Origin of the sequence: Pseudonocardia sp. ICBG162, from assembly GCF_020496225.1 — a bacterium.
Taxonomy (GTDB): Bacteria; Actinomycetota; Actinomycetes; order Mycobacteriales; family Pseudonocardiaceae; genus Pseudonocardia; species Pseudonocardia alni.
Genome location: NZ_JAHLJD010000013.1, coordinates 331,608 through 358,101, shown reverse-complemented (window position 1 = coordinate 358,101; position 26,494 = coordinate 331,608). Strand labels below are relative to the sequence as shown.

25 protein-coding genes are annotated in these 26,494 nt (G+C 73.6%); 11 read left to right on the top strand and 14 right to left on the bottom strand.

The window, feature by feature from the left end:
• Nucleotides 1-14: 14 nt before the first annotated feature.
• Nucleotides 15-1,430 carry a DUF222 domain-containing protein gene (locus KPL60_RS05005; RefSeq protein ID WP_226365061.1) on the bottom strand — a complete coding sequence of 472 codons (1,416 nt, stop codon included), beginning with the start codon at nt 1,428-1,430 and terminating at the stop codon, nt 15-17.
• A 323-nt stretch (nt 1,431-1,753) separates the two neighbouring features.
• Here KPL60_RS05005 and KPL60_RS05000 point away from each other — a divergent pair, with 323 nt between their 5' ends.
• Complete coding sequence (locus tag KPL60_RS05000; protein ID WP_226357263.1) at nt 1,754-2,287, top strand: hypothetical protein; 534 nt, start codon at nt 1,754-1,756, stop codon at nt 2,285-2,287.
• A gap of 1 nt (nt 2,288) precedes the next feature.
• Here the strand turns inward: KPL60_RS05000 and KPL60_RS04995 are convergent, their stop codons facing one another.
• Nucleotides 2,289-2,684: a VOC family protein gene (locus KPL60_RS04995; RefSeq protein ID WP_226365060.1), complete on the bottom strand. Its 396-nt coding sequence runs from the start codon at nt 2,682-2,684 to the stop codon at nt 2,289-2,291.
• Nucleotides 2,681-3,577, bottom strand: coding sequence for an EamA family transporter (locus KPL60_RS04990; protein ID WP_226365059.1), 897 nt, complete (start codon nt 3,575-3,577; stop codon nt 2,681-2,683). The genes KPL60_RS04995 and KPL60_RS04990 overlap by 4 nt, the downstream gene beginning before the upstream one ends.
• Nucleotides 3,578-3,649: 72 nt before the next feature.
• Here KPL60_RS04990 and KPL60_RS04985 point away from each other — a divergent pair, with 72 nt between their 5' ends.
• Complete coding sequence (locus KPL60_RS04985) at nt 3,650-4,558, top strand: LysR family transcriptional regulator (protein ID WP_226365058.1); 909 nt, start codon at nt 3,650-3,652, stop codon at nt 4,556-4,558.
• Here the strand turns inward: KPL60_RS04985 and KPL60_RS34495 are convergent.
• Entirely contained in the window at nt 4,542-5,909 is a 1,368-nt protein-coding gene (locus tag KPL60_RS34495; protein WP_226365057.1) for an NlpC/P60 family protein, read from the bottom strand. The two genes, KPL60_RS04985 and KPL60_RS34495, sit on opposite strands and share 17 nt — an antisense overlap.
• Nucleotides 5,910-6,238: 329 nt before the next feature.
• Between KPL60_RS34495 and KPL60_RS04975 the strand changes: the two genes are divergently transcribed.
• Nucleotides 6,239-9,046, top strand: a complete 2,808-nt coding sequence (locus KPL60_RS04975) for an aconitate hydratase (RefSeq protein ID WP_226365056.1) — start codon at nt 6,239-6,241, stop codon at nt 9,044-9,046.
• 91 nt (nt 9,047-9,137) lie between these two features.
• Here the strand turns inward: KPL60_RS04975 and KPL60_RS04970 are convergent, their stop codons facing one another.
• Complete coding sequence (locus KPL60_RS04970) at nt 9,138-9,887, bottom strand: IclR family transcriptional regulator (RefSeq protein ID WP_226365055.1); 750 nt, start codon at nt 9,885-9,887, stop codon at nt 9,138-9,140.
• A 119-nt stretch (nt 9,888-10,006) separates the two neighbouring features.
• On the opposite strand from KPL60_RS04970, the gene KPL60_RS04965 reads away from it, so the two are divergent.
• The 8 genes from KPL60_RS04965 to KPL60_RS04930 all read left to right on the top strand — a co-directional run bounded on the left by KPL60_RS04965 (nt 10,007) and on the right by KPL60_RS04930 (nt 18,336).
• On the top strand, nt 10,007-11,287 hold the full coding sequence (locus KPL60_RS04965; RefSeq protein WP_226357270.1) for an SLC13 family permease: 1,281 nt from the start codon (nt 10,007-10,009) through the stop codon (nt 11,285-11,287).
• A gap of 25 nt (nt 11,288-11,312) precedes the next feature.
• A complete protein-coding gene (locus tag KPL60_RS04960) occupies nt 11,313-12,704 on the top strand; it encodes an acyl-CoA synthetase (RefSeq protein WP_226365054.1) in 1,392 nt (463 codons plus the stop codon).
• 33 nt (nt 12,705-12,737) lie between these two features.
• On the top strand, nt 12,738-14,132 hold the full coding sequence (locus KPL60_RS04955) for a glutamate decarboxylase (RefSeq protein WP_226365053.1): 1,395 nt from the start codon (nt 12,738-12,740) through the stop codon (nt 14,130-14,132).
• A complete protein-coding gene (locus tag KPL60_RS04950) occupies nt 14,129-15,004 on the top strand; it encodes a carbohydrate ABC transporter permease (RefSeq protein ID WP_226365052.1) in 876 nt (291 codons plus the stop codon). Before KPL60_RS04955 ends, KPL60_RS04950 begins: the two co-directional genes overlap by 4 nt.
• Nucleotides 15,001-15,828, top strand: coding sequence for a carbohydrate ABC transporter permease (locus KPL60_RS04945; protein WP_226365051.1), 828 nt, complete (start codon nt 15,001-15,003; stop codon nt 15,826-15,828). The genes KPL60_RS04950 and KPL60_RS04945 overlap by 4 nt, the downstream gene beginning before the upstream one ends.
• Nucleotides 15,825-17,135 (top strand): extracellular solute-binding protein, encoded by a 1,311-nt coding sequence (locus tag KPL60_RS04940; protein ID WP_226365050.1) that lies wholly within the window; start codon nt 15,825-15,827, stop codon nt 17,133-17,135. Before KPL60_RS04945 ends, KPL60_RS04940 begins: the two co-directional genes overlap by 4 nt.
• Before the next feature lie 126 nt (nt 17,136-17,261).
• Entirely contained in the window at nt 17,262-17,648 is a 387-nt protein-coding gene (locus KPL60_RS04935) for a VOC family protein (protein ID WP_226357276.1), read from the top strand.
• Nucleotides 17,641-18,336, top strand: coding sequence for a CoA pyrophosphatase (locus tag KPL60_RS04930; protein WP_226365049.1), 696 nt, complete (start codon nt 17,641-17,643; stop codon nt 18,334-18,336). The genes KPL60_RS04935 and KPL60_RS04930 overlap by 8 nt, the downstream gene beginning before the upstream one ends.
• Here KPL60_RS04930 and KPL60_RS04925 read toward each other — a convergent pair whose 3' ends face one another.
• From KPL60_RS04925 to KPL60_RS04885, 9 genes are all read right to left on the bottom strand, one after another.
• Nucleotides 18,337-18,510, bottom strand: a complete 174-nt coding sequence (locus KPL60_RS04925) for a hypothetical protein (protein ID WP_226365048.1) — start codon at nt 18,508-18,510, stop codon at nt 18,337-18,339. It abuts the gene before it with no gap.
• A gap of 5 nt (nt 18,511-18,515) precedes the next feature.
• The gene (locus KPL60_RS04920) at nt 18,516-19,553 is read right to left on the bottom strand and encodes an alcohol dehydrogenase catalytic domain-containing protein (protein ID WP_226365047.1); all 1,038 of its coding nucleotides are present in this window, start codon (nt 19,551-19,553) and stop codon (nt 18,516-18,518) included.
• Between the two features lie 2 nt (nt 19,554-19,555).
• Nucleotides 19,556-20,356, bottom strand: coding sequence for an SDR family oxidoreductase (locus KPL60_RS04915; protein ID WP_226365046.1), 801 nt, complete (start codon nt 20,354-20,356; stop codon nt 19,556-19,558).
• Nucleotides 20,353-21,129, bottom strand: a complete 777-nt coding sequence (locus tag KPL60_RS04910) for an SDR family NAD(P)-dependent oxidoreductase (protein WP_226365045.1) — start codon at nt 21,127-21,129, stop codon at nt 20,353-20,355. The genes KPL60_RS04915 and KPL60_RS04910 overlap by 4 nt, the downstream gene beginning before the upstream one ends.
• Nucleotides 21,126-22,460: an MFS transporter gene (locus KPL60_RS04905; RefSeq protein WP_226365044.1), complete on the bottom strand. Its 1,335-nt coding sequence runs from the start codon at nt 22,458-22,460 to the stop codon at nt 21,126-21,128. Before KPL60_RS04905 ends, KPL60_RS04910 begins: the two co-directional genes overlap by 4 nt.
• A gap of 213 nt (nt 22,461-22,673) precedes the next feature.
• Nucleotides 22,674-23,687: an NADP-dependent oxidoreductase gene (locus KPL60_RS04900; RefSeq protein ID WP_226365043.1), complete on the bottom strand. Its 1,014-nt coding sequence runs from the start codon at nt 23,685-23,687 to the stop codon at nt 22,674-22,676.
• Complete coding sequence (locus KPL60_RS04895) at nt 23,684-24,709, bottom strand: acyl-CoA dehydrogenase family protein (RefSeq protein ID WP_226365042.1); 1,026 nt, start codon at nt 24,707-24,709, stop codon at nt 23,684-23,686. Before KPL60_RS04895 ends, KPL60_RS04900 begins: the two co-directional genes overlap by 4 nt.
• The gene (locus KPL60_RS04890; RefSeq protein ID WP_226365041.1) at nt 24,700-26,196 is read right to left on the bottom strand and encodes a class I adenylate-forming enzyme family protein; all 1,497 of its coding nucleotides are present in this window, start codon (nt 26,194-26,196) and stop codon (nt 24,700-24,702) included. The genes KPL60_RS04895 and KPL60_RS04890 overlap by 10 nt, the downstream gene beginning before the upstream one ends.
• The gene (locus tag KPL60_RS04885) at nt 26,196-26,486 is read right to left on the bottom strand and encodes a hypothetical protein (protein ID WP_226365040.1); all 291 of its coding nucleotides are present in this window, start codon (nt 26,484-26,486) and stop codon (nt 26,196-26,198) included. The genes KPL60_RS04890 and KPL60_RS04885 overlap by 1 nt, the downstream gene beginning before the upstream one ends.
• Nucleotides 26,487-26,494 lie beyond the last annotated feature (8 nt).

The following is a 26,494-nucleotide window of genomic DNA, read 5'->3' as shown; positions in this document are numbered from 1 at the left end:
GCCCGGCGCGTCCTTCAGCGCGTGGTCGGCCCGGCACAGCCCGAACAGGTTCTCCGCGCTGGTCGGCCCGTCCCGGCCGCCCAGGGGCGGTGGTGGTCGAGGTCGCGGACCCGGCGGCTGCACGCGGGGCCGCGACAGGTGCAGTCCCGCGCCCGGACGTGGTCGGCCATCGCGACCGGCGGGCGGTAGCGGGTGCGTCCGACGTCGAGCACCGTGCCCGACAGCGGGTCGGTCACCAGCCGCTGCCACACACCGCCGGCGGCGAGGGCCCGGGCGAGGTCGGCGGGGATCGGGCCGTGCCCGACCAGCTCGGCCGGTGCCGCACCACCCATCAGCGTGCTGAGCGGGACGACGACCTGGATCAGCGGACGGCGCCCCACCGCCTCCTCCGGGTCCGGCTTCGCGGCGAGCACCCGCGCGACCGCTGCGAGCAGGCCGTCCTCGTCGGCGCCCTTCCCGTCCGCGCCGAGCCCGTCCCGCACCGTGCCGACGTCGGTGAGCGTCAGCGTGCCCTGCAGCAGCTGGTGGGCGAGGTCGACGCGCTTCTGGTCCAGGGTGCGGTCGTCGCACGGGTCGTCCAGGGAGCGCGCCAGCCGGTCGACGCACTGCCACGACGCCTCCACCTGCGCGGCGGTGCCACCCAGCCACAGCGAGCCCATGCCGTCGTCACCCGGGGAGATCGACATCCGCCGTTCCGACCGGGCCCGTTCATGGCGCTCGCGGGCACCGTCCGGGTCGACCCGGACGATGTGGCGGCGCAGCCGGTCCCGCAGCAACCGGCGGTGCGCCTCCGGAGCGCCCGGGAGGACCGCGGCCTGCACCCGGCGGGCGCGCTCGTCGTCCAGGACGAGGGTCGACGACGAGATCGCCTCGGCGGCGCCCTGGTCGATCGCCCCCGACTCCCACGCGGCCAGGGTCTCCGGCAGCACCTGGGCGAACCGCTGCGCCTGCCCGATCAGCGACCGTGCGTGGTCGCGCGGGACCCGCAGCACGATCGCCACCTGGTCCGGCAACCACCGCGAGACGGGCTGAACCGCACGCGGGTCCGCGCCCGGCGGCGCGGCGCCGCTCCCGGCCGGGTGGCGCTCCGCGATCTGCGCGACCGACCGCATCCGCAGAGCGGTCGAGCGCCGCACCCAGTGCTCGGCGCCCTCCAGGACGTCGAGCACCTGCAGGTCGGTGAGCCGGTCGGTCGGGACTCCGGCGACCAGGCACCGCAGCGCCTCCCAGGCGACGTCGTCGATCCCGCCGGAGCGGTCGGACGGGGGCTCGGGACCGCACATCTCGCCGCACAGGTCGATCGCGAGACCGTGCGGGCACCGGGTCGCCTCCTCCACCGCCTCGCGGCGGCGCCGGTGTTCGAGCCAGGCCGGGTCGTCGGCGGGATCGGTGTGGCTCACCACGTCCAGCACGTCCACCTGATCGATCATACGTTCGATTATAGGTCTCCTGGCTGGGCGTCTCCAGGTCGTTCGGCGCTCGCATCCGGCCGTCCGCCGCAGCCCGGCAGCGGACGATCCCCGCGCACCAGCTCGCGCCGCCATCTCCTCGGCCTCATCACGCCTGGGCCTCGCGCCCCCGCGGCCACTCCCCGAGCCCCCGACCGACGCGCCCGCCGGAGCACGGCGGTCGTGCCTCGACGGCCGGGCCGTCCCACCACGACTCGAGCTCCGCTCCGAAGACGGCGTCCCGGACCCGGCCACTCGGCTGGACGGCGGAGGCGCGCGACCCCCGCACGCGCGAGGATGACCCCGTGCCCCGTCTCGCCGTCCCGTTGCTCGTCGCCCTGGCGCTCCTCGCCCCGACGAGCCCGGCCGGCGCGACGGATGCGGCCGGGGAGACCGCGAGACCGTCGGCCCGCACGTCGTGCGTCCCCGGCCCCCTCCGCTCCGAGCACGCGTTCACCGGCACCGTCGCCTCGACCTCCGCCGACGGCCGCGTCGCGCAGGTCCGCACCGACGACGGCCGCGACGTCCAGGTCGTCGGCTCCTCGAACCCACTGCCGAACACCGCGACCACGGTCGACCGGTCGTACGCCACCGGGACCCGCTACGAGTTCCACCCGTTGAACCCGGCGAGCCCGTACGAGGACAACATCTGCACCGCCACCCACGAGGTCGCGGCCGTACCCGCGGCACCGCCCGAGCCCCCGGCGACCACGGTGTCGACGGGTGCGTTCGTGACGGCCCTCGTCGCGCTCGGGGTCGTCGCCCTGGTCGGGACCGCGGCGGCGTTCCTCGTCCCGAGCCGCCGTCGCCGCAACCGCCGGCGGCGCCGGCGCGCCTGACTCACGGCCCGGACAGCAGGTCCCACCGGTTCCCGGCGACGTCGCGGAACACCGCGACCGTGCCGTAGGCCGCCACCCGCGGCGGTCCCTCGAACTCCGCCCCGAGTGCCACGAGCCGCTCGTACTCCGCGGCGGCGTCGTCGACCTCCAGGAAGTGCCCCACCCGCCCGGCGAACTGGTCACCGACGGCGGCCCGCTGCCGGTCGCCGTCGGCGCGGGCCAGGAGCAGGCCGGTGTCGGCGCCGGGCGGACGCACGACGACCCAGCGCTTCGCCGCCCCGGTCGTCGAGGTCGTCGCGGGCGAGTCCTCGACCAGCTCGAAGCCGAGCACGTCGACGAAGAAGGTGATCGCGGCGTCGTAGTCGTCGACCACGAGGGTCGTGTAGCGCAGCCTCATACCGTCACCTCTACCCGACGCCGGGCCGGCGCGGACGCCACCAGCACCCCGCCGACCACCACCGCCCCGGCCACCAGCTCGGTCACCGACGGCCGCTCCCCGAGCAGCACCATCGCCAGGCTCATCCCGACCACCGGCACGAGCAGCGAGTGCGGCGCGACGAGCCCCGCCGGGTAGCGGCGCATCAGCCCGGTCCAGATCCCCGCGGCGAGCACCGTCGCGACCAGCGACAGGTACACGAGCGCGACCAGCCCGGCGACGCCGTCGGGGGTCACCATCGCGACGACGTCGCCCCAGGCGCCCGGACCCTCCACCACGGCCGAGGCGGCCAGCATCGGCACCGGCGGCACGACGGTCATCCACAGCGTCAGGTGCAGCGGGTTGACCGCCTCGCCGTCGCGCTGGGCCAGGCGGCTGCACAGGTTCCCGGCCGCCCAGCCGAGCGCGCCGAGCAGGGTCAGCACGACCGGCAGCAGCGCCGCGGACTGGGCGCGGGCGAGGGCGATGCACCCCAGCCCGACGACGGCGACGCCGATCCCCGCCCACTGCCGTGGCGTCACCCTCTCGCGCAGCAGCAGCGCGCCCAGCACGAGCGTGAACGGCCCCGACGCCTGCAGCACCAGCGACGCGAGCCCGGTCGGCATCCCGGCGTACATCCCCAGGAACAGGAAGAGGAACTGCACCGTGCCGAACCCGAGCCCGTAGCCGACGAGCCAGCGCAGCGGCACCCGCGGCCGCGGCACGAGCAGCACCGTCGGGACCGCGAGCACGAGCATCCGCAGCCCGGCCAGGAACAGCGGCTGGAAGTGCTCGAGCCCGACGTGGATGGCGATGAAGTTGGCGCCCCACAACACGGCGACGACGACGACGAGCAGGCGGTCACGAACGGTCACGGCGTCCACGCTGCCGTCCCGGGACCGTGCAGACCAGCGACTAGAACTGAAACGATGTTGTAGCGTTCCTGCATGGACGTGCGGCGGCTCCGGATCCTGCGCGAGCTCGCCGACCGCGGCTCGGTCACCGCCGTCGCCGCGGCGCTGAACTTCACCCCGTCCGCGGTGTCCCAGCAGCTCAAGGCGCTGTCCCGGGAGGCGGGCCTGGAGCTGACCGCGCCGGACGGGCGCGGGCTGCGGCTCACCGCGGCCGGGCGGGCCGTCGTCGACGGGGCGCAGGAGGTGCTCGACGCGCTGGGCCGGCTGGAGGAGACCGCCGCGGGCCTGCGCGAGCAGCCGCTGGGCACGGTGCGGGTGGTGTTCTTCCCGTCGGCGGCCCGGCTGCTGCTGCCCGGGCTGCTGCGCCGGGCGTCGGCCCACCCCGGGCTGGCGCTGTCCTGCCGCGACCTCGACCTGCGCCCGGAGGAGGTACCGGCCGCCGCGGCCGACGCCGACGTCGTCGTCACCCACCACGACGAACGGTTCGATCCGCTGCGCACGGGCCGGCTCACCGTGCACCCGCTCCTGCGCGAGCCCCTCGACGTCGCGCTGCCCCCGGACCACCCGCTGGCCCACCGTGCCGAGGTGCACCTGTCCGACCTCGTCGACGCCGACTGGATCTCGGTCGCCGTCGGGTGGCCGGTCGACGACGTGCTCACCTCGCTCGCGCTGGTCACCGGCACCGTGCCGCGGGTGGTGCAGCGGATCAACGACTTCTCGGTCACCGAGGAGCTCGTCGCACACGGGCACGGCGTCGCGCTGCTCCCCCGCTACTCCACCGACCACCGCGACGGCGCCCGGCTCGCTCTGCGCCCGCTCGCCGGGGTGCGGGCCGCCCGCCTGGTGCGGGCCGTGACCCGCGGTGCGGTGACCCGGCCCGCGGTGCGGCTGGTCCTCGACGAGCTGACCGCGGAGGCGGCGGCCGTCAGAGCATCCGGGTGACCTTGTTCAGGCCGCCGTAGCGGACCGGGGTGACCCGCACGCTCGCACCGGAGTAGGGGGCCTCGAGCATCTTCCCGTCGCCGAGGTAGATGGCGATGTGGTGGGTGCGACCGCCCTCGGCCCAGGACAGCATGTCCCCGCGCCGCATGTCCGAGATCGGCACCAGCTGCCCGGCGTTGGCCTGGTTGCCGCTGTAGCGGGGCAGGCTGATGCCGACCCCGGCGAAGGCGAACTGCATCAGCCCGGAGCAGTCGAAGCCGACCTTGCGGAAGTCGCCGTGGGCGTCGGCGACGCCGCCGTCGCGGATCCCCCGGGTCGGTCCGCGCGAGTTGCCGCCGCCCCAGGCGTAGATGGTGCCGAGCTGGGCCATCGCCCGGTCGATCACGGTCTCGATCGCCGCCGACCCGGTGCGCCGCGGCGCGGGCCCCTCCGACGGCCCGGCCTCCTGTGCGACCCGCGACGCGGCCTCCTCCCGGGCCCGCCGGTCGGCCTCGGCCTGCAACCGGGCCTGCTCGGCCCGCCACGCCTCGTAACGCTGGCGCTGGGCCCGCAGCCCGGCGTCGGCGTTCTCCGCGGCGTCGAGGCGGGACTGCACGTCGGCGCGCTCGGTGTGCACGGCGTCGAGCCGCACCTGCTGGGCGTCGGCCGCCGCGACGGCCTCGTCGACGGCGGAGTCGGCCGCCGCGGACGCCTGCTCGGCGTCGGCGCGGCGCCGGTCGGCCTCCTCCTGCGCCGCGCGGGCGAGGGAGTCGGCGTTGGCCTGGGCGATGCGGGCCTGCTGGAGCTGCTCCAGGACGGCGGCCTGGTCCTCGCTCAGCGCGTCGGTGAGCCGGGCCCGGTCCATCAGGTCCTGCGGGTCGGTCGCCCGCGAGAGCAGGCCGAGCGGGCCCAGGTCGAGACCGTGGGTGTAGACGTCGCCGACGAAGGCGTCGATCCGGGTGCGGGCGTCGTCGACGGCGCGGCCCGCGGCCTCGGTCGCGGCGCGGGCGTCGGCGGCCCGGGCCGCGGCGGTCTCGGCCTCGCGGCCGGCGGCGTCGGCGGTGTCCCGGGCGGCGAGTGCCTCCTCGTTGCGCCCCGCGACCTCCATCTGCAGCTGCTCGGCCTGCGCGTCGAGCTCGGCGAGGCGGGCGGTGAGCCTGCCGACTTCGGCGGCCCGGTCCTGCACCGACTGGCGGCTGCGCTCCAGCTCGTCGTCGCCGGGGTTGGGCGGCGGCGGGGGCGGGGGCTGCGCCGGGAGCACCGCGGCGGCGGGCACGACGGCGGTCGCGGCCGCGCCCACCCCGGGCGAGGCCAGCGCGACCGCGACGAGCGCGGCCACCACGACGAGGGTCGCCGGCGGCTGGCGCGTCACGGGGAGGTCCTTCCGGGGGGCGGGCGGGATCGACGGGGAATCGACTGGGAACAGTGCCACTCGTGTCACCCGAACCCCGTGCGACACACCGGACCCGTCCACCGCACGGGGGACCCCACCCGCCCGACGGCACCGCGACCCCGGCCACACCCGCCTCGCCAGGCTTATAGGACAGGCGTACTATTTGCGGTACGAGGGTCCGCGCTGCTGCCGACACGGCGGTGCGCGAGACTCCGACACGACGCAGGTGAGCACCTCCTCCCCCGCGAGGCGGGGCGGGCTCACCGCACCGGACAAGCGACCGCCCACCACCACGGGAGGACCACCAAGTGGCCAGCACCGACAGCTTCGGCGCCAGAGGACAGCTCGACGTCGGGGGCACCGGTTACGAGATCTTCCGGCTCTCCGCAGTGGAGGGCTCGAAGCGCCTGCCGTTCAGCCTGAAGGTCCTGCTCGAGAACCTGCTCCGCACCGAGGACGGTGCGAACGTCACGGCGGACCACATCAACGCCCTGGCGAACTGGGACCCGCAGGCCGACCCGGACACCGAGATCCAGTTCACCCCCGCCCGGGTGATCATGCAGGACTTCACCGGCGTGCCCTGCGTCGTCGACCTGGCGACCATGCGCGAGGCCGTGACCGAGATGGGCGGCGACCCGTCCAAGGTCAACCCGCTCGCGCCCGCCGAGCTGGTCATCGACCACTCGGTGATGATCGACTTCTTCGGCACCGCCGACGCGTTCGAGAAGAACATCGAGTTCGAGTACGGCCGCAACAAGGAGCGCTACCAGTTCCTGCGCTGGGGCCAGGGTGCCTTCGACGAGTTCAAGGTCGTCCCGCCCGGCACCGGCATCGTGCACCAGGTCAACATCGAGAACCTGGCGCGCGTGGTCATGCCGCGCAACGGCCAGGCCTACCCCGACACCCTGGTCGGCACCGACTCCCACACCACCATGGTCAACGGCCTGGGCGTGCTGGGCTGGGGCGTCGGCGGCATCGAGGCCGAGGCCGCGATGCTCGGCCAGCCGGTCTCGATGCTCATCCCGCAGGTGCTCGGCTTCAAGCTGACCGGGGAGATCCCGACCGGCGTGACCGCCACCGACGTGGTGCTCACGATCACCGAGATGCTGCGTCGCCAGGGCGTCGTCGGCAAGTTCGTCGAGTTCTACGGCGCCGGCGTCGGCGCGGTGCCGCTGGCCAACCGCGCCACCATCGGCAACATGAGCCCGGAGTTCGGCTCGACCGCGGCGATCTTCCCGATCGACGACGAGACCGTCCGCTACCTGAAGCTGACCGGCCGCTCCGCCGAGCAGATCGCGCTGGTCGAGGCCTACGCCAAGGAGCAGGGCCTCTGGCACGACCCGGACCACGAGCCGGTGTACTCCCAGACGATGGAGCTGGACCTGTCGACGGTCGTCCCGTCGATCGCCGGCCCGAAGCGCCCGCAGGACCGCATCGAGCTGACCGACGCCAAGCCGGCGTTCCGCAAGACCGTGCACGACTACACCGACGACGGCGTGGCCCCGAGCCCGCTCGCCGGCGTCGACGAGTCGTCGAACGAGTCCTTCCCGGCCAGCGACGCCCCGGCGCTCTCCTTCGCCGACGACGACGCCGCGCCGGTCATCATGTCGGCCGCGGACGGCTGCGAGGGCCGCCCGTCCAAGCCGGTCACCGTGAAGTCGGACTCGCGCGGTGAGTTCGTGCTCGACCACGGCGCCGTGGTGATCGCCTCGATCACCTCGTGCACCAACACCTCGAACCCGAGCGTCATGCTCGGTGCCGCGCTGCTCGCCAAGAACGCCGTCGACCGGGGCCTGACCACCAAGCCGTGGGTCAAGACCTCGATGGCCCCGGGCAGCCAGGTCGTCACCGACTACTACGAGAAGGCCGGTCTCTGGCCCTACCTCGACAAGCTCGGCTACAACCTGGTCGGCTACGGCTGCACCACCTGCATCGGCAACTCCGGCCCGCTGCCGGAGGAGATCTCGGCCGCGGTCAACGACAACGACCTCACCGTCGTCTCGGTGCTCTCGGGCAACCGGAACTTCGAGGGCCGGATCAACCCCGACGTCAAGATGAACTACCTGGCGTCCCCGCCGCTGGTCATCGCCTACGCGCTGGCCGGGACGATGGACTTCGACTTCGAGAACCAGCCCCTGGGCCAGGACTCGGACGGCGCCGACGTCTTCCTGCGCGACATCTGGCCCTCGACCGAGGACATCAACGCGGTCGTGGACTCCTCGATCACCTCGGAGATGTTCACCAAGAGCTACTCCGACGTGTTCCGCGGCGACGACCGCTGGCGCGCGCTGCCCACCCCGGAGGGCCGGACCTTCGAGTGGGACCAGAAGTCCACCTACGTCCGCAAGCCCCCGTACTTCGAGGGCATGAAGGGCGAGCCGGACCCGGTCACCGACATCTCCGGTGCCCGCGTGCTCGCGCTGCTCGGCGACTCGGTCACCACCGACCACATCTCGCCGGCCGGTGCGATCAAGCCGGGCACCCCGGCCGCGGAGTACCTGGACTCCCACGGCGTCGAGAAGAAGGACTACAACTCCTTCGGCTCGCGGCGCGGCAACCACGAGGTGATGATCCGCGGCACGTTTGCGAACATCCGGCTGCGCAACCAGCTCCTCGACGACGTCTCGGGTGGCTACACCCGCGACTTCACCCAGGACGGGGCCCCGCAGTCGTTCATCTACGACGCCGCGCAGAACTACGCCGCGCAGGGCACCCCGCTGGTCGTGCTGGGCGGCAAGGAGTACGGCTCCGGCTCCTCGCGTGACTGGGCGGCCAAGGGCACCGCGCTCCTGGGCGTGCGCGCCGTCATCGTCGAGTCCTTCGAGCGGATCCACCGTTCGAACCTGATCGGCATGGGCGTCGTCCCGCTGCAGTTCCCCGACGGCGAGTCGGCGAAGAGCCTCGGACTCGACGGCACCGAGACCTTCGACATCGCCGGCATCACCGAGCTGAACGACGGGAAGACCCCGAAGTCGGTGCACGTGACCGCCACGAAGTCCTCCGGCGAGACCGTCGAGTTCGACGCGAAGGTGCGCATCGACACCCCCGGTGAGGCGGACTACTACCGCAACGGCGGCATCCTGCAGTACGTCCTGCGGGGCATGCTGAAGAGCTGACGCGCGCAGTACCCACCACCACGCGGAGCCCGTCCCCTCACCGAGGGGGCGGGCTCCGTCGTGCTGCGGGGTCGTTGCTGCGGGGTCGTTCCTACGGGCGGGCCCCTAGGTCGCGGGAGATGCGCCGGGCGGCGTCGGCGGCGGCGCGGCCGTGGTCGTCGAAGACCTCCTCGGTCATGCGCACCGTGGGGCCGGACACCGACAGCGCCCCGACCGGGCGGCCGTCGGGACCGAGGACGGGGGCGCCGACCGCGGCGATGCCGTCGGAGAGCCCCTCGGGGTTGACCGACCACCCGCGCTCGCGCACCTCGGCGATCCGGGCCCGCAGCCGGTCGGGGTCGACGACGGTGTGCCGGGTGGAGGGGTCCAGCGGGCCGGCGAGGTAGGCGTCGACCTCCGCCGGGGTGCAGGCGGCGAGGTAGGCCTGGCCGGTGGCCGAGGCGTGCAGCGGGATGCGGTGGCCCAGCGGCAGGAACGCGCGCAGCCGGTGCGCGGTGTCGAGCCGTTCGAGCAGGACCAGCTCGCGGCCGTCCGGGGCGGCCAGGTGCACGGTCTCCCCCGTCGCGAGCTGCAGCTCGTGCAGCACCGGGACCGCCACCGCGCGCAGGCCACCGGCGTCGCGGGCCTGGTTGCCGACGGCGAACGCGCGGTAGGTGAGCCGCCAGCGCGCGGTGTCGTCGGCGACGCACCAGCCGACCTCGGCCAGGGTGCGCAGGATCCGCTGCACGGTGGACTTCGGCAGCGCGACGGTGCGGGCGAGGTCGGACAGCCCGACGGGCTGCCGCTCCCCCACCGCCTCCAGCACGCGGACCGCGGAGACGACGCTGTTGGTCGGAGCCATGGCCGGTGTTGACCTCCCCCGTTCGGGCGACCTAGTGTCCGCCACCAAACGGTCCACTGTACGAACCACTGTGCCACCAGGTGGACCGATACGACAAGCGCGTACCAACGGGGGTAGGCATGGCGGTGCAGGTCATCACGCTGGTGGTGTTCGCGGCGGTCTTCGTGATCGCCGAGGTCCGCCGGTCCCACATCGGGATCGTCATGTTCGCGGCCGCCGCCGGCATGGGGCTGCTCGTCGCGGGCCTGCCGCTCGACGACATCGTCGCGGGCTTCCCCGTCGACATCCTGGTCCTGCTGGTCGGGGTGACGTTCTTCTTCGGGATCGCGAAGTCCAACGGCACCATCGGCCGGCTGGTGGACCGGGCGCTGGTCGTCGTCGGCGACCGGACCGCGGCGCTGCCGCTGACGTTCTTCGTGCTCACCGGTGTGGTGTCGGCGATGGGGTCGCCGCTGGGCGGGCTGGTCATGGCGCCGATCGGGATGACGGTGGCGCACCGGCGCGGGATCGACCCGATGCTGATGGCGCTGGCGATCGGGACCGGGCTGTCGGCGGGCGGGTTCGCGCCGACGTCGCTGTTCGGGATCGTCACCTGGGGGACGGCGTCGGCGGCGGGCATCGCGCTCAACCCGCTGACCCTGTTCGCGGTCGCGATCATCGCGAACCTGGTGCTGCTGGGCGCGTCCTACCTGATGTTCTCCGTCCGCAGCCGCGTCCCGGTCACGGCGGGCGGCGGCGGGCCCGAGGTGCCCGGCGACGAGGAGCCCCCGGCCCGCGAGCCGTTCCGCGCGACGCACTGGATCACCGTCGTCGCGATGCTCGGCCTGGTCGCGGCGGTCGTCGTGCTGGCGGTGCTCGGCGCCGAGCCCGACGTCGGGGTGCTCGCCTTCGCCTTCGGCGCGGTGCTCACCCTGATCGACCCGGACAGCGGCCGCGGCGCCCTGAAGGAGATCGACTGGTCCACCGTCCTGCTGGTCGGCGGGATCATCACCTACGTCGGTGTGCTGCAGGAGATCGGCTCGGTCGACCTGCTGGGTGACCTCGCCGCGAGCCTCACCGTCCCGCTGCTCGCCGCCCTGGTGATCTGCGCGGTGTGCGGGCTGGTGTCGGCGTTCGCGTCGACCACCGGCATCCTCGCCGCGCTGGTGCCGCTGGCGATCCCGCTGGTCCAGCAGGGCGGGATCCCGGGCTGGGCGCTGATCTGCGCGCTCGGGGTCTGCTCGTCCATCGTGGACGTGTCACCCTTCTCGACGGTGGGTGCGACGCTGGTCGCCACCACCGTCGACGAGCAGGAACGTCCCCGCATGACCGCGCTGCTGACCCGCTGGGGCCTGTCCATGGTCGTCATCGGCCCGATCGCGCTGGTGGGAGCCCTCGTGCTGCCCGCCATGGCGGTCTGACCCCGTCACCACCAGGAGAACGACGTTGTTCCTCACCTCGCTCACCGGCACCCGGGACCTGGAGCGTGCCGTCACCGTCGGCGACGACGTGCTGTCCCGCGCCGAGCTCCTCGACCGGGCCGGCCGGTTCGCCGCCGGCATCCCCGGCGACGGCCCGGTCGCCGTGCACGCGACCGCCTCGATCGACACCGTCGTCGCCATCACCGCCGCGATCCTCGCCGGGGTGCCGGTCGTGCCGGTCCCGCCGGACTCCGGGCCCGCCGAGCGCGGCCACGTCCTCTCCGACTCGGGTGCGACGGCCTGGGCCGGGGAACGACCCGACGACGTCGACCTCCCCGTGGTCGTCCCCGGCTCACAGCCGATCGGCCCCCGTCCGGTCGACCCCGCGGCCACCGCGATGCTGCTCTACACCTCCGGCACCACCGGACGCCCCAAGGGCGCCCAGCTCTCCGGCGCCGCGATCGCCGCCGGCCTCGACGCCCTCTACGAGGTCTGGGACTGGACCCCCGACGACACCGTCGCCCACGGCCTGCCCCTGTTCCACGTCCACGGCCTGATCCTCGGTGTCCTCGGATCACTGCGCCGCGGCTCCCGCGTCGTGCACACAGTGAAGCCCCAGCCCGCCCGCTACGCCGCGGTCGAGGCGTCGATGTACTTCGGGGTGCCGACGGTGTGGAACCGGATCGTCGACGAACCCGACGCCGCCCGCGCCCTGTCCCGCGCCCGGCTCCTGGTCTCCGGCAGCGCACCGCTGCCCGCATCGCTGTTCGACCGCATCGCCGCCCTGACCGGGCAGGCGCCGGTGGAGCGCTACGGCATGACCGAGACCATGATCACCCTGTCCGCACACGCCTCCGGAGAGCGCCGCGCCGGCTGGGTCGGGTTGCCCGTCCCGGGCGCCGAGACCCGGCTGCTCCCCGCCACCGACGACGCGACCGACGCCGACACCGTCCCCGACGACGGCGAGACCGTCGGCCGCCTGCAGGTCCGCGGCCCCATGCTGTTCGACGGCTACCGGGGCCGCCCCGACGCCGACGACGAGTGCTGGGCCGGCGAGGGCTGGTTCCGCACCGGCGACCTCGCCGTCCGCGACCCCGGCGGGTTCCACCGCATCGTCGGCCGCGAGTCCACCGACCTCATCAAATCCGGCGGCTACCGCATCGGATCCGGCGAGATCGAGGCCGTCCTGCTCGACCACCCCGCCGTGTCCGAGGTCGCCGTCGTCGGCGCCCCCGACCCCGACCTCGGCCAGAAGATCGTCGCCTACGTCGTCGGCGACGGACACGACGCCCAGGCGCTGATCGACCACGTCGCCGCACAGCTGTCCTGGCACAAGCGGCCGCGCGAGGTCGTGTTCCTCGACGCCCTGCCCCGCAACCCGATGGGGAAGGTCCAGAAGAAGCTGCTCGGAACCTGAGCGGACCGGGCCGATCGGTCCTAGGTTCGGATCATGCCCGGTGCGCACTCACCCTCGGAGGACCGCGGCGACGACCGCGCGGTCCCGGTCAACCCTGTCTTCGCGGCGGAGCCCGTCGACATCCCCCGCTTCCGCATCCCCGACACCGGGATGCACCCGGAGATCGCCTACCAGGTAGTGCACGACGAGCTGATGCTCGACGGGAACGCCCGGCTGAACCTCGCCACGTTCGTCACGACGTGGGCGGAGCCCCAGGCCGCGCGGCTGATGGCCGAGTCCTTCGACAAGAACATGATCGACAAGGACGAGTACCCGCGGACCGCGGACCTGGAGCAGCGGTGCGTGCGGATGCTCGCCGACCTGTGGCACGCCCCCGACCCGGGGCGGGCCATCGGCTGCTCGACGACGGGGTCGTCGGAGGCGTGCATGCTCGGCGGGCTGGCGCTCAAGCGGCGCTGGCAGCACCGGCGGAAGGCGGCGGGTCTCCCGACGGACCGGCCGAACATCGTGATGGGCGTGAACGTCCAGATCTGCTGGGACAAGTTCGCGAACTACTGGGACGTGGAGCCGCGGCTGGTCCCGATGGAGGGCGACCGGCTGCACCTGGGCGCCGAGGAGGCCGTCGCGCTGTGCGACGAGAACACCATCGGCGTCGTCGCGATCCTGGGATCCACCTTCGACGGCAGCTACGAGCCGGTCGCGCAGCTGTGCGCGGCGCTCGACGACCTGCAGTCCCGCACCGGGCTGGACGTGCCGGTGCACGTCGACGGCGCGTCCGGGGCGATGGTCGCGCCGTTCTGCGACCCGGACCTGGAGTGGGACTTCCGGCTGCCGCGGGTGGCGTCGATCAACACCTCCGGCCACAAGTACGGCCTGGTGCACCCGGGCGTCGGGTGGGCGGTGTGGCGCGACACCGACGCACTGCCCGAGGACCTGGTGTTCCGGGTGAACTACCTCGGCGGTGACATGCCGACGTTCGCGCTGAACTTCTCCCGCCCCGGCGGCCAGGTCATCGCGCAGTACTACAACTTCCTGCGGCTGGGGCACGAGGGCTACGCCCGGGTGCAGGGCACCTGCCGGGAGATCGCGACCGGACTGGCCCGGCGGATCGAGGCGACGGGCGCGTTCCGGCTGCTCACCGACGGCTCGCAGCTGCCGGTGTTCGCGTTCACCGTCGCCGACGGCGAGCCGTTCTCGGTGTTCGACGTGTCGGCGGGTCTGCGCGAGACGGGGTGGCTGGTCCCGGCGTACACGTTCCCGGAGAACCGGGAGGACCTGGCGGCGCTGCGGATCGTGGTCCGCAACGGGTTCAGCCACGACCTGGCCGCGCTGCTGCTCGACGACCTGGCGCGGCTGCTGGAGCGGCTGCGCCGCCAGGCCGGTCCCGTCCGCGGGAGCGAGGCCGCGGGCTTCGCCCACGGGACGTGAGCCGGTCCCGGCGGGACACCCGCACCGCGTACCTGCTGCTGGCCCCCAGCCTGGTGGGCGTGGTGCTGTTCCTGCTGGTCCCGGTGCTGATCGTGCTGGGGCTGGCGCTGTTCCGGTGGGACCTGGTCGGGCCGCGGACCTTCGTCGGGCTGGACAACGTCGTCGCGGTCGCCGCGGACGGCCGGTTCGCGCGGTCCCTGCTGGTGACGGCGTTCTTCGTGCTCATCGTCATCCCGGTGCAGACCGTGCTCGGGCTGGCGGCCGCGCTGCTCCTGGACCGCGGGCTGCCCGGGACGACGGTGTTCCGGGTGGTCTTCGTGCTGCCGTGGATCTGCGCGCCGCTGGTGCTGGGCGTGGTGTGGCGGTGGATCCTGTCCCCCACCGACGGCGCGCTCAACGCGCTGCTCGGGATCCGCGTCGAGTGGCTGGCCGACCCGGCGCTGGCGCTGCCGTCGGTCGCCGCGGTGACCGCGTGGACCCAGGTCGGCTACGTCGCCCTGTTCTTCCTGGCCGGGCTGCGCGCCATCCCGGACACGATCGTGGAGGCGGCCCGGCTCGACGGGGCCTCGGCGTGGCAGCTGCTGTGGCGGATCCGGTTGCCGCTGCTGCGCCCGACGCTGTTCTTCGTGCTGGTCACCGGGGTGATCTCCAGCTTCCAGGTGTTCGACTCGGTGTACGCCCTCACGCCGAACGGCGGCCCGCAGGGTGTCACCGACGTCGTCGCGGGGCGGATCTACTACGAGGCGTTCGAGAACCGCGCGGTCGGGCAGGCCGCGGTGATGGCGGTGGTGTTGTTCGTGATCCTGGTGGTGGTGACCGTGGCCCAGCAGCGGTGGTTCAGCCCTCGCACGACCTACGAGCTCGACACGTGAGGCGCGGAAGGCTCGTCGACGCGGCCGTGCTGGTCGCGCTGCTGATGGGCGCGGTGGCGACGCTGGCGCCGTTCGTGCTGAGCGTGACGACGGCGCTGAAGACGACCCGGCAGTTCGCGTCGACGCCGGTGCTGTCACCGCCGGCTCCGCCGACGGTGGAGAACATCGTGACCCTGTTCGGCCGGGACTACGACTTCGTGACCCCGATCGCGGTGACCGCCCAGGTGGTGGTCGTCGTGCTGGTGGGGCAGCTGCTGTTCTCGGTGCTGGCGGCGTACGCGTTCGCCCGCCTGGAGTTCCCCGGCCGGGACGCGCTGTTCTGGGTGTACCTGGGGACGCTGATGGTGCCGCAGGCGGTGACGGTGATCCCGCTGTACCTGATGATGACCGAGGTGGGGCTGCGGAACACGTTCTGGGCGCTGGTGCTGCCCTACGTGCTCGGGTCGCCGTTCGCGATCTTCCTGTTGCGTGAGCACTTCCGGACCATCCCGCAGGACCTGATCGACGCCGCCCGGCTCGACGGCGCCGGGACGGTCGGGATCCTGCGGCACGTCGTCGTGCCGGTGAGCCGGCCGATCCTCACGACGCTGGCGGTGATCACCGTGGTGACGCACTGGAACAACTTCCTGTGGCCGCTGGTCATCACCTCCGGCCGGACCTGGCAGGTGATGACGGTGGCGACCGCCGGTCTGCAGACGCAGTACAACGGGAACTGGCCGGTCGTGATGGCGGCGACGACGGTCGCGATCGTCCCGCTGATCCTGCTGTTCCTGGTCTTCCAGCACAGCGTCGTCCGCTCGATCACGATCACGGGGTTCCGGTGAGACGGCGGCTCGGCGCCGCCCTGGCGCTGGTCGGGGTACTGCTGCTGGCGGCGTGCTCACCGGCGTCCCGTTTCGACGACGACGCCGACGGCGTCACCACGGTGACGCTGCGGCTGTGGGACACCCAGGTCGCGGCGGCCTACGAGCGCTCGTTCGCGGCGTTTTCGCAGGCCAACCCGGACATCCGGGTCGAGCTCGTGCAGGTGCCGTTCAAGGACTACTTCACCTCGCTGCCGCTGGACGTCGCGTCCGGCACCGCGACCGACATCTACTGGGTCAACTCGTCGAACTTCGGGGCGTTCGCCGACGCCGGGAAGCTGATCGACGTCGGTGCCGCACTCGCCGACCAGCGCGCCGGCTGGGTGGACGCCGCCGCCGCGCAGTACACCCGCGGCGGGACCCTGTGGGGCGTCCCGGTGGTGACCGACGGCCGGATCGCCGTGTTCTACAACAAGGACCTCGTCCGCGCGGCGGGCGTCGACCCGGCCGCGTTGCGCTGGGACCCCACCGACCCGGCCCGCGACACCCTGCTCCCCGCGGCCCGGAAGCTGACCCGCGACGCCGCCGGACGCAGCGCCGGCACGCCCGGGTTCGACCCGGGCACCGTGCGCCAGTACGGCTTCAACGCCGCCCGGGACCTGCAGGCGATCTACCTCGACTTCCTCGGCTCGGCCGGTGGCCGGCTCCAGGCGCCCGACGAGACCTTCGACGTCGCGACGCCCGCGGGCGAGCAGGCGTTCGGCTACCTGGTGAACATGATCAACACCGAGCGGGTGGCGCCGTCCGCGGCGGACACGAACCAGAACCCGGACTTCAGCCGCGACCAGTTCCTGCAGGGCCGGATGGCGCTGTTCCAGAGCGGCACCTACAACCTGGCCAACATCGCCGAGGGCGCCACGTTCGACTGGGGCGTCGCCCCCATGGTCGAGGGCCCGCGGGGCCGGGTCAGCGTGGTGTCGAGCATCGTCGCCGCCGGCAACGCCGACAGCCCGAAGCGCCCGGAGATCCTGCGGGTGCTGCGCTGGCTGGGATCGCCCGAGGGCGCCGCCCCGGTCGGCGACAGCGGCGCCGGGCTGCCCGCGGTGACGGCGGCCCAGCGAGGCTGGTTCGACTACTGGGCCCGGCGCGGCGTCGACACCCGGGAGTTCGTCGCGGACGGCCCGACGACCCCGGCCCCGGCCGGCCCGAAGGTGGGCGCGGCGACGACGGCGATGGAGCCCGCGCTCGACGAGCTGTTCGCCGGCCGGGTCCCGGTCGGCCCGGGGCTGCGGGCCGCGCAGGACATCGGCAACGCGGCCCTGCGCTGATAACCTCCGCGGTGCGCCCCCGATGGGCCCAGCCGGAAGGAGTTCTCGCCAGTCCCGCACGGGCCCGCGGGCGCAGCTCCTTCCGCAGGTCGTTCGCGTGGTCCCCGCTGTCGTCAGGAGACCCGTATGACCTGCACGTTCAACCACACGATCATCGCCACCCGCGACCGGGTGGCCTCCGCCGCGTTCTACCGGCACGTCCTGGAGGCGGCCGAGGCGCCGTCCTGGGGGCCGTTCACCAACATCGCCCTCGACGGCGGTGTCCTCGTCCAGTTCGCCGACCTGCCGCTCCACGTGGTGCCCGAGATCCAGCCACAGCACTACGCGTTCCTCGTCGACGACGCACTGTTCGACCGCGCGTACGCCCGCCTCGTCGAGGACGGGACGGAGCACTGGGCCGACCCGCAGCGCACCCGTCCCGGGGAGATCAACCACGGGCACGGCGGGCGCGGGGTGTACTTCCTCGACCCGGCCGGTCACTATCTGGAGATGATCACCCGGCCGTATGTGTGACGTCGCCGCGGCCCGGCGCTGGCTCGACGCCGCCCGGCCCGACCCCGGCCGGGCCCCGGACTGGATGGGGCCGCTGCTGCGCGGGCTGGAGCACGCCGGGCCGCGCGACATCAGCACGAACGACCTGCCCGCCGACCACGTCGGGCCCCGGCAGTCGGCCGTGCTGGTACTGCTCGGCCAGGGCCCGGACGGCCCGGAGGTCGTGCTGCAGCGGCGGGCCCGGCGGCTGCGCCACCACTCCGGGGAGATCTCCTTCCCCGGTGGGCGCGCGGACCCGGGCGACGCCGACCCGGCCGCGACGGCGCTGCGGGAGGCCACCGAGGAGACCGGGCTGGACCCGTCCGGTGTGGACGTCGTCGCGATGCTGCCGCGGCTGATCCTGCTGACCGGGTTCCACGTGACCGCGGTGCTCGGGCACTGGCGGTCGCCGACCCGGCTGCACGCGGTCGACCCGGCCGAGACCGAGGCGGTGCTGCACGTGCCGCTGGCGGTGCTGGCCGACCCGGCGCACCGGTTCCGGCTCCGGGCCGGTGGCGGGGTGTGGCGGGGCCCGGGGTTCCGGGTGGGCGAGGACGTGGTGTGGGGGTTCACCGGCGACGTCGTCGACGCGGTGCTGCGCCTGGGCGGGTGGGAGCGGCCGTGGCCGCCCGGCCCGGAGCTGGAGTGGGAGTCGCTGTCGCCGTCGTGACTACCGGCCACCGCCGACCGGCCCCGGTGCGCGATCCCCCGACGGCTCCAGAGCGACGGCGACGACGGCACGCAGCTCGGCGGCGGTCGCGCCGCCACGGCTCAGCACGGCGAGCAACTGGTCGACCGCGGCGCAGTGCAGCGTTCCGCCGTCGTCAGCGATCCACCACGGCACATCCGTCAACCATCTGCCGGCAGGAGGACCGCGCGACCGACGATCCGCCCCTCGCGGAGCCGCGCCACGGCCTCGTCGGCCGCCACCAGCGGGAACGGCACGGTCTCCACATCGAGCGATCCGGCGAGCGCGAGGCCCACAACCTCCTCCAGCTCCGGCCGGGACCCCCAGAACGGCAGCCGCAGGCATCCGCCGAACGGGAGCGGACCGGGCTTCGTCACCGCCAGCACGCCTCCACCCGCGCCCACGTAGACGAGCTCGCCCGCGGTACGCAACAGCGTCGCGGCGAGCTCCACGGTGCGGGGAGCGGCGACGAAGTCGAGGACCGCGTCGGCCCCACGACCGTCGGAGACCTCGGCGACCACCTCGGCCGCCTCCGCCGGCCGGGCCACGGCGTCCGCGCCGCACCGCCGGGCGAGGTCCAGTGCGTCGTCTCGGGTGTCCAGGGCGACGATCCGGGCCCCGGTCGTCGCCCGCAGGATCCGGATCGCCAGATGCCCGAGTCCCCCGACGCCGAGCACGACCGCCACGGAGCCGGGTCGATCGAGCGACGCGCGACAGGTGCCGATCGCGTGATAGGAGGTCAGACCCGCGTCGGTGAGCGCCGCCGCGGAAGCGGGGTCCAGCCCGTCGGCGGCGACCAGGTGGTCGGCGCCGACGACGACGGCGTCCGCCATCCCCCCGTCCGTGCCGAGCCCGATCCCCGCGACGGGGACGGCGGCGCGGCGGTCGCAGTAGTTCGTCCGGCCGCACCGGCAGCGGTCGCACGCCCCGCATCCGATCGGGGCGTGGACGACCACCTGGTCCCCGACGACGACCTCCGCCACACCCTCCCCCAGAGCGGCGACCCGACCACAGATCTCGTGCCCCAGGGTCATCGGCAGCGGCCATCCCGATCCGGCCGATCCTGCGAGCACCGCCAGGTCCGAGTGGCACAGTCCGGCCGCCGACACGTCGAGACGGACCTCTCCCGGTCCGGGCTCGGGGTCCGGGAGGTCCACGAGCCCGGCCCGGCCCGGGCCGGTCATCCGGTAGGCACGCATGCCTACGCCTGCCTGCCGTGGTCGGAGAGCAGCCCGCTCATCGAGTGCGGGCCCTGGTCCGGCGGCATCACCGAGGCACCGCCGTCGGCGAGCAGGACCTGACCGGTGATCCACTCCAGCTGGGGTCCGCACAGTGCCGCGACGATGCGGCCCACATCGGCGGGCCTGGCCAGCCGACCGGGCACGGTGACCGCCGACTGCCAGGAGCGCAACCGGTCGAGTCCGGCGTCGTCCAGACCGCGCACGATCGTGGCGGTCTCGACCGGCCCGCTCGCGACGGCGTTGACGCGGACACCCGCCGGACCGAGCGCCGCCGCCAGGTACGTCACCGCACGCTCGACCGCGGCCTTCGCGCTCCCCATGGCGAGATGCATGCTGCTCACCACCGAGTGCGCCGACGTGCCCGACAGCGCGACGACCGACGCGCCGCGCGTCAGGTTCGGGGCGAACGCCTTGACCGCACCGACCAGTCCCCCGGCGAACACGTCGAGTGCCCGGTCCCATGCGTCCTGGGAAAGCTCGTCGAGCGGCCGGAAGTCGCGGTCACCGGCCGGGGAGTACACGAGGGCGCGGACCGGCCCGTCGACCCGGGCGGCGACCGCCGCCAACGAATCCCAGTCGGACACGTCGCAGCGCAGAGCCTCGGCCCGGTAGCCCTGCTCGGTCAGAACGGCACAGGCCGACTCCCCGCTCGACGAGCGACCGCGGGTCAGGACGACGGCGCGGTCGAAGCCGCCGCCGCGCAGCTCGATGGCCGAGGAGACCGCGATGTCCCCGGCGCCGACGAGCACCACCGTGCTCACAGCAGGGCCTCCCCGCCGTCGACGGCCAGGTTCGCGCCGGTGACGAAGCCCGCACCGCCGCCGAGCAGGAACACCGCGGCCCGGGCGACGTCGGAGGGCAGACCCGCCCGTCCCAGCGGGATCCGCTCCGCGGCGATCTCCTCGACGTCGGGCGTCCGCTCCAGCATCAGCGGGGTGACCGTCATACCCGGGGCCACGGTGTTGACCCGGATGCCGTGCGGCGCGAGCTCGATCGCCGTCCCGCGCACGAACTGGTCCACCGCCGCCTTCGAGCACGAGTAGGCGAGGGTCCCCGGACGGAACTGACGAGCCCGGACCGACGACACGACGAGAATCGAGCGGTCGGTGCCGGGGTGCGGGATCATCAGCCGGGCCGCCATCTGCGCGACGAGGAACGTGCCGCGCAGGTTGACGGTCATGATCCTGTCCCATTCGGCCACGTCGAGATCGAGGAACGACGTGAGGCCACCCGTTCCCGCGTTGGCGACCAGGCCGTGCAGCACCGGGATCCGCTCGCCGAGCTCGGCCCCGAGTCGCTCGACGGCCGCGGCGTCCCCGGTGTCGGCCTGGAAGGCGGCGACCTGCGAACCGGCAGGGGCGGCCGCGTCGAGTTCGCCCCGTGCGGACTCCAGATCGGCGGCGCTCCGGGCGACGATGCCCACGTGGGCCCCGCGGGCCAGCAACGCGTGGGCGATGCCGAGGCCGATGCCCTTGCTCCCGCCGGTGACGACGATCCACCGTCCGTCGAGCCGCTGGTCCTGCGGTGCGGTCATGGCTGCAGCTCCTCCCGGAAGTCGGCACCCCTGGTCTCCGCCATGGTCCACAGCGTCAGCAGCGCGACCAGCGCAGCGAAGATCATGTAGAAGGCCGGCATGAGCATGATGCCGGTGACCGCGATCAGCCAGGTGACGACCAGCTGGTAGGGCGCGGCGCCGACGACACCGGCGAGGTTGAAGCCGATGGACACACCGCTGTAGCGGACGCGAGTCGGGAACAGCTCCGCGAAGATCGTGTACATGACCCCCTGGATGATGCCGTAGGGGACGTTGAGCACCAGGCCCGCGACGAGGGCGAGCCCCAGGCTGCCCTGCTCCATCAGCCAGAAGCAGGGGATCGCGAGCACCGCGAACCCGATAAACCCCGCTGCGACCACCCGCTTGCGTCCGAGCCGGTCGGACAGACCGCCCGCCCAGGGCATGAGCGCGATCGGCATGACGGCGATGACGGCGATCAGCCACGTGGAGCCGGTCAGCGCGTACCCGAGCTGGGAGAAGTGCACGACGAGGTAGACCGAACCGATCCCACCCGCGACCATCTGGCCGAACGCCAGGCCGATCAGCTGCAGAACCGCCCTGGGGTGCCGGCGGAAGACCTCGCTGACCGGCGCCTTGGGCGGCTCGTGCTTCGCCGCCATCTCCTGGAAGACCGGCGAGTCCTCGATCCGCACCCGGTAGAACAGGCAGAGCACGAGCAGGGGGAAGCTCACCAGGAACGGCACGCGCCAGCCCCAGGTCGTCATCTGGTCGCCCGCGATCAGGGCCACCAGCCCCACCACGACCGCGGCGGACGCCATACCCGCCGCAACGCCGATGGACGTGGCCGAACCGAACAACCCGCGCCGCTTGTGCGGCGCGGACTCGGCCACCAGCGCCGCGGCGCCGCCGATCTCGCCGCCCGCCGAGAAGCCCTGGACCACCCGTAGGAGGGTGAGCAGGGCCGGGGCGGCCAGACCGATCGTCGCGTAGGTCGGGAGCAGCCCGGTGAGCACCGTCGCGACGCCCATCAGCACGACGGTGATCAGCAGGACCTTGCGCCGTCCGACGCGGTCGCCGAGACGACCGAAGAACAGGCCGCCGAGCGGACGTGCGAGGAAGCCGCTCCCCAGCACCGCCAGCGTCGCGAGCAGGCCGGTGACCGGGTCGTCGTTCGCGAAGAACAGCGCGGCCAGCACGGTGGTCATGTACCCGTACACGGCGAAGTCGTAGTACTCGATCGCGGTCCCGGCCGCGGCGGCAATGCTCGCCCGGCGGCCGGTGGCGGCTCGCTCCGCCTCCGAGAATCGGGACCCGCCGGTAGCGGGATGGGTGGGTTCGGTAGTCGCCATCGACCACTCCACACTCGTCGGTCGGGGCGCCGCCGACGGCGCCCTCGAGGCTTCCAGCTTGGACGAACTCGAAGTTGCCGTCAAGTTCGAATTGTTCGGGTGTCCCGACCCGGCGGCACCGGGCAGGCGTCGGCCGTGTCCGGGGAGAGAGGCCTCCCCGGACACGCAGCAGCCGCGGACAGCTTGTGGCCGGCGCAGACGCGTCAGGTGGGGTCAGGTCAGGTCGACGATGCTCTTGCCCACGGAGCCGCCGTCGAGCATGTCCAGGAAGGCCGGCCAGGCCGCCTCGATGCCGCCGGTGACCCGCGTCTCCAGTGGACGGACCATGGAGGCTCGCAACCACGCACGCATGTCCCGCTCGAAGTCGGGTCGCAGGTCCTCGTGGTCCCCGACGAGGAAGCCCTCCATCCGCAGCCGACGCCAGATCATCAGCAGCAGGTTGCGCGGTCCCGGAACCGGTTCGGTCGCGTTGTACGTCGCGATGGCGCCGCACAGGGTGAGCCGGCCGCCCTCGCGCATCCGGCGGACCGCGGCTTCGAGCTGCTCGCCCCCGACGTTGTCGAAGTAGACGTCGATGCCGTCGGTACCCGCCCGTTCGAGGGCTGCGGCGAGCTGCTCGCGGGCGGGCCCGGCGCGGTGGTCGAAGGCGGCGTCGAAGCCCAGCTCCCCGGTGAGCCGGGCGACCTTCTCCGGCGAACCTGCGCTCCCGACCACGACGCATCCCTGTGCCTTCGCGATCTGGCCGGCCGTGGAGCCGACGGCGCCTGCGGCGGCCGAGACGAACAGGGTCTCCCCGGGGCGGAGGGCGGCGATGCGCCGCAGGCCGACATAGGCGGTCATGCCGGTGAGCCCGAGCACGCCGAGGAAGGCGGCGGGGTCGACGCCCTCGACGTCCACGACGTCCACGGCGTCGCCGGGGACGACGGCCAGCTCGCGCCACCCCAGCTCGTGACGGACCCAGCTCCCGACCGGCGGTCCGTCCGGACCCGATGCGACCACCCGACCGACGGCGTGCCCGGTCATGGGCGCGCCGAGGGGGTAGGCGTCGGCATAGGAGCGCGTCTCCGACATCCGTCCGCGCATGTACGGCTCCACCGACATCGCGGTGTTGCGGACCAGCACCTCGCCCGGCCCCGGTTCGGGCACCATCACCTCGACGAGCGCGACGTCGTCGGCGGTGGGGGTGCCACGCGGCCTGCGCCGAAGGTGCCACTCCCGGCCCTTCACGAGCCCACTCCGACCAGTTCCAGCACGCGCTCGTGACGCCGGTGCCGGTCCCCGAACAGCACGGCGTCCGTCGCCGCGCGCCGGACGTGCAGATGCGCCGGGTGCTCCCAGGTGAAGCCGATCCCGCCGTGGACCTGGACGTTCTCCGCGGCGACCCAGGTGTAGGCCTCACCGCACACCGCGCCGGCGGTGGTGACGGCCAGTTCGGTGTCCGGGGCCCCGTCGCTCACGGCTGCGGCGGCCCACAGCGCGGCGGACCGCGCGGCCTCGACCCGGACCATCATCTCCGCGCACCGGTGCTTGATCGCCTGGAAGCTCCCGATCGGGCGACCGAACTGCAGCCGGGCGCCGGCGTAGGCCACCGCCATGTCCAGCGCCGCCGCGGCCCCGCCGGCCTGCTCGGCGGCCAGCGCCGCCTCCGCCCGGTGCCGGACCCGCTCGACCAGCGATGCCGCATCGGTGCTCAGCAGTCGTGCCGGGCTGTCGTCGAACCGGACGTGCGCAAGCTCCCGGGTCGGGTCCATCGCCCGCAGACGCTCGCGTACGGCGCCGTCCTCGACCGCGTAGAGCGACCCGCCGGCGGGCACGAGGACGACGTCCGCGCTCGCCCCGTCCACGACGAGCGGCGCCTCGCCGCTCAGCCTCCCGTCGGTGGCGACCACCTCGGCGCCGATCGCCAGGGTCCCCGTCGCGTCACCGGTGAGCAGCCGCTGCAGCAGATCCGGGGCGTCGAGCTCCCGGAGGGCACCGACGGCGAGCACCGAGGTGCCCAACCAGGGCAACCGGGTCACGGACCTGCCGAGCTCCTCGGCGACGACCGCCACCTCGCGGAACGTCGCCCCGGCCCCGCCGTGCTCCTCGGGCACGTCGAGCGCCACGGCACCCAGCTCGGTGGCGAACCGGGCCCAGGTGGCGGAGGACCACCCGGGACCGTCGTCCGGCCCGGCCGGGCAGTGCCTGTCCAGGAACGCCCGGACGACTCCCCGGAGCTCCTCGGCGTCCTCGTCGGGGGTCAGTCGCACATCTGCTCCACTCGTGTGTCCAGCTCGGCGCGCAGCACGCGGCGCAGCGCCTTGCCGGTGTCGGTGTGCGGCAGGCTGCCGCGGAGGAACACCCGCGCCGGCGTCTTGGCCGAGCGGAGCCGGGTCCGCACGTACTCACGGAGCCGCAGCTCGAAGTCCGCCGGCACGTTGCCGACCGGCACCACGGCGGCGACGGGGACCTCGCCCCACTCCGTGTCCGGCACGCCGAGGACCATGGCGTCGGCGACCTGCGGGTGGGTGAGCAGGACGTCCTCGATCTCGCCGGGCGAGAGGTTCTCCCCGCCGCGCACGATCACGTCGTCGGCCCGGCCGTCGAGGAACAGGTAGCCGTCGGCGTCGAGGTGGCCGCGGTCGCGGGTGGGGAACCACCCGTCGGCACCGGTCGCGTCGTGCGAGAGGTACTCGCCCGAGACCTGCTCCCCGCGGACGTGGACCTCGCCCACCTCGCCCGGCTCCGCCCGTCGGCCGTCGGCCGACCGGACCTCGACCTCGACGCCGGGCAGCGGGCGGCCCACGGAGCCGAGCCGCGCACGCACCGCGGGGTCCGGCGAGTCCACGGCGGCACGGTGGTCGGCCGGGCCGAGCACCGCGATCGTCGAGCTCGTCTCGGTGAGGCCGTAGGCGTTGACCAGGTCCACATGTGGGAGCAGGCGGAGCGCGCGCTCCACGACCGGGCCGGGCATCCGGCCCCCGCCGTAGGACAGATGCCGGAGCAGGGGCAGGCCCGTCCCCCGCTCCTCCAGGACGTCCAGGATCCGCCCCAGCATCGTCGGCACGACCATCGCGTGGGTCACCGACTCGGCGATCACCTTGTCGACCCAGGCCTGCGGGGTGAACGACGGCAGCACGACGATGCGGCGGCCGGCGAACAGGCTCGTCAAGACCGTCGAGACCCCGGCGATGTGGTAGGGCGGGACCGCGACGAGCTGCGTCTCGTCCTCCCCCGCGGACAGGAAGTCCACCGTGGACAGCACGTAGGACGTGAGGTGACCCGGCCGCAGCACGGCGATCTTCGGATCGCCGCTGGTCCCCGAGGTGAACAACAGGACGCTGACTGCTGTCGCGTCGTCGGGCTGCGCGGGGGCGGGCAGGGTGTCGTGGTCCGGGGCACCAGGTGGCGCGTCGAGCACGGTGATCCCGTCGATCCCGGCACACCGGCCGTGCTGGCCCTCCCCCGCGACCACCACGGCGGGGGCGATCCGGGCGAGCGCGGAGCGCAGGCCGTCGTCGGAGAGCCGGTAGTTCAGGGGGACGAACGGCAACCCGGCGCGCTGCGCCGCGTAGAACAGCACCGGCACGGTCTCGGAGTACTCGTCAACGAACGCCACGTGGGTCGCCCCGGTCTCGTGGAGAGCGGCCGCCACGGCGGTGGCGCGCGCGTCGAGTTCGGCGTAGGTCGTCCCACCCACCGCACGACGGTCGGGCGCGGCGCCGGCGACCATCTCCAGGAGCAGCGACGGGTTCATCAGTCGCTCGCGGGGAGGGCGCGGGCACCGACCATGTCCATGGTCCTGCCGTCGACGGCGAGCGGACCGGAGCCGCCGCGGGTGCAGAGCACCTCCAGACCGGAGCCGGGGTCGCTGTAGCGCTTCCCCAACACGGTCCCGCCGGACGGCGGACCACCCGCGGACTGCTCGCTGTCGACCATCGTGGCTCCGCCACAGGTGACCGCGACGTCACCGGTCGGCGGACGCACGACCACGATCGCCGTCGAGGACTCGGGCGACCACAGCCGGGCACCGGGCTTGAGAATCATGACTGTCC

Bases quoted from the DNA above. Each gene is read 5' to 3' on its own strand.
- KPL60_RS04965 (WP_226357270.1), top strand. From the start codon at position 10,007: ATGGCGGTGCAGGTCATCACGCTGGTGGTGTTCGCGGCGGTCTTCGTG.
- KPL60_RS04910 (WP_226365045.1), bottom strand. From the start codon at position 21,129: ATGACCGCACCGCAGGACCAGCGGCTCGACGGACGGTGGATCGTCGTC.
- KPL60_RS04905 (WP_226365044.1), bottom strand. From the start codon at position 22,460: ATGGCGACTACCGAACCCACCCATCCCGCTACCGGCGGGTCCCGATTC.
- KPL60_RS04995 (WP_226365060.1), bottom strand. From the start codon at position 2,684: ATGAGGCTGCGCTACACGACCCTCGTGGTCGACGACTACGACGCCGCG.
- KPL60_RS04935 (WP_226357276.1), top strand. From the start codon at position 17,262: ATGACCTGCACGTTCAACCACACGATCATCGCCACCCGCGACCGGGTG.
- KPL60_RS04930 (WP_226365049.1), top strand. From the start codon at position 17,641: ATGTGTGACGTCGCCGCGGCCCGGCGCTGGCTCGACGCCGCCCGGCCC.
- KPL60_RS04920 (WP_226365047.1), bottom strand. From the start codon at position 19,553: ATGCGTGCCTACCGGATGACCGGCCCGGGCCGGGCCGGGCTCGTGGAC.
- KPL60_RS04985 (WP_226365058.1), top strand. From the start codon at position 3,650: ATGGACGTGCGGCGGCTCCGGATCCTGCGCGAGCTCGCCGACCGCGGC.
- KPL60_RS04890 (WP_226365041.1), bottom strand. From the start codon at position 26,196: ATGAACCCGTCGCTGCTCCTGGAGATGGTCGCCGGCGCCGCGCCCGAC.
- KPL60_RS04955 (WP_226365053.1), top strand. From the start codon at position 12,738: ATGCCCGGTGCGCACTCACCCTCGGAGGACCGCGGCGACGACCGCGCG.
- KPL60_RS04970 (WP_226365055.1), bottom strand. From the start codon at position 9,887: ATGGCTCCGACCAACAGCGTCGTCTCCGCGGTCCGCGTGCTGGAGGCG.
- KPL60_RS04885 (WP_226365040.1), bottom strand. From the start codon at position 26,486: ATGATTCTCAAGCCCGGTGCCCGGCTGTGGTCGCCCGAGTCCTCGACG.
- KPL60_RS05005 (WP_226365061.1), bottom strand. From the start codon at position 1,430: ATGATCGATCAGGTGGACGTGCTGGACGTGGTGAGCCACACCGATCCC.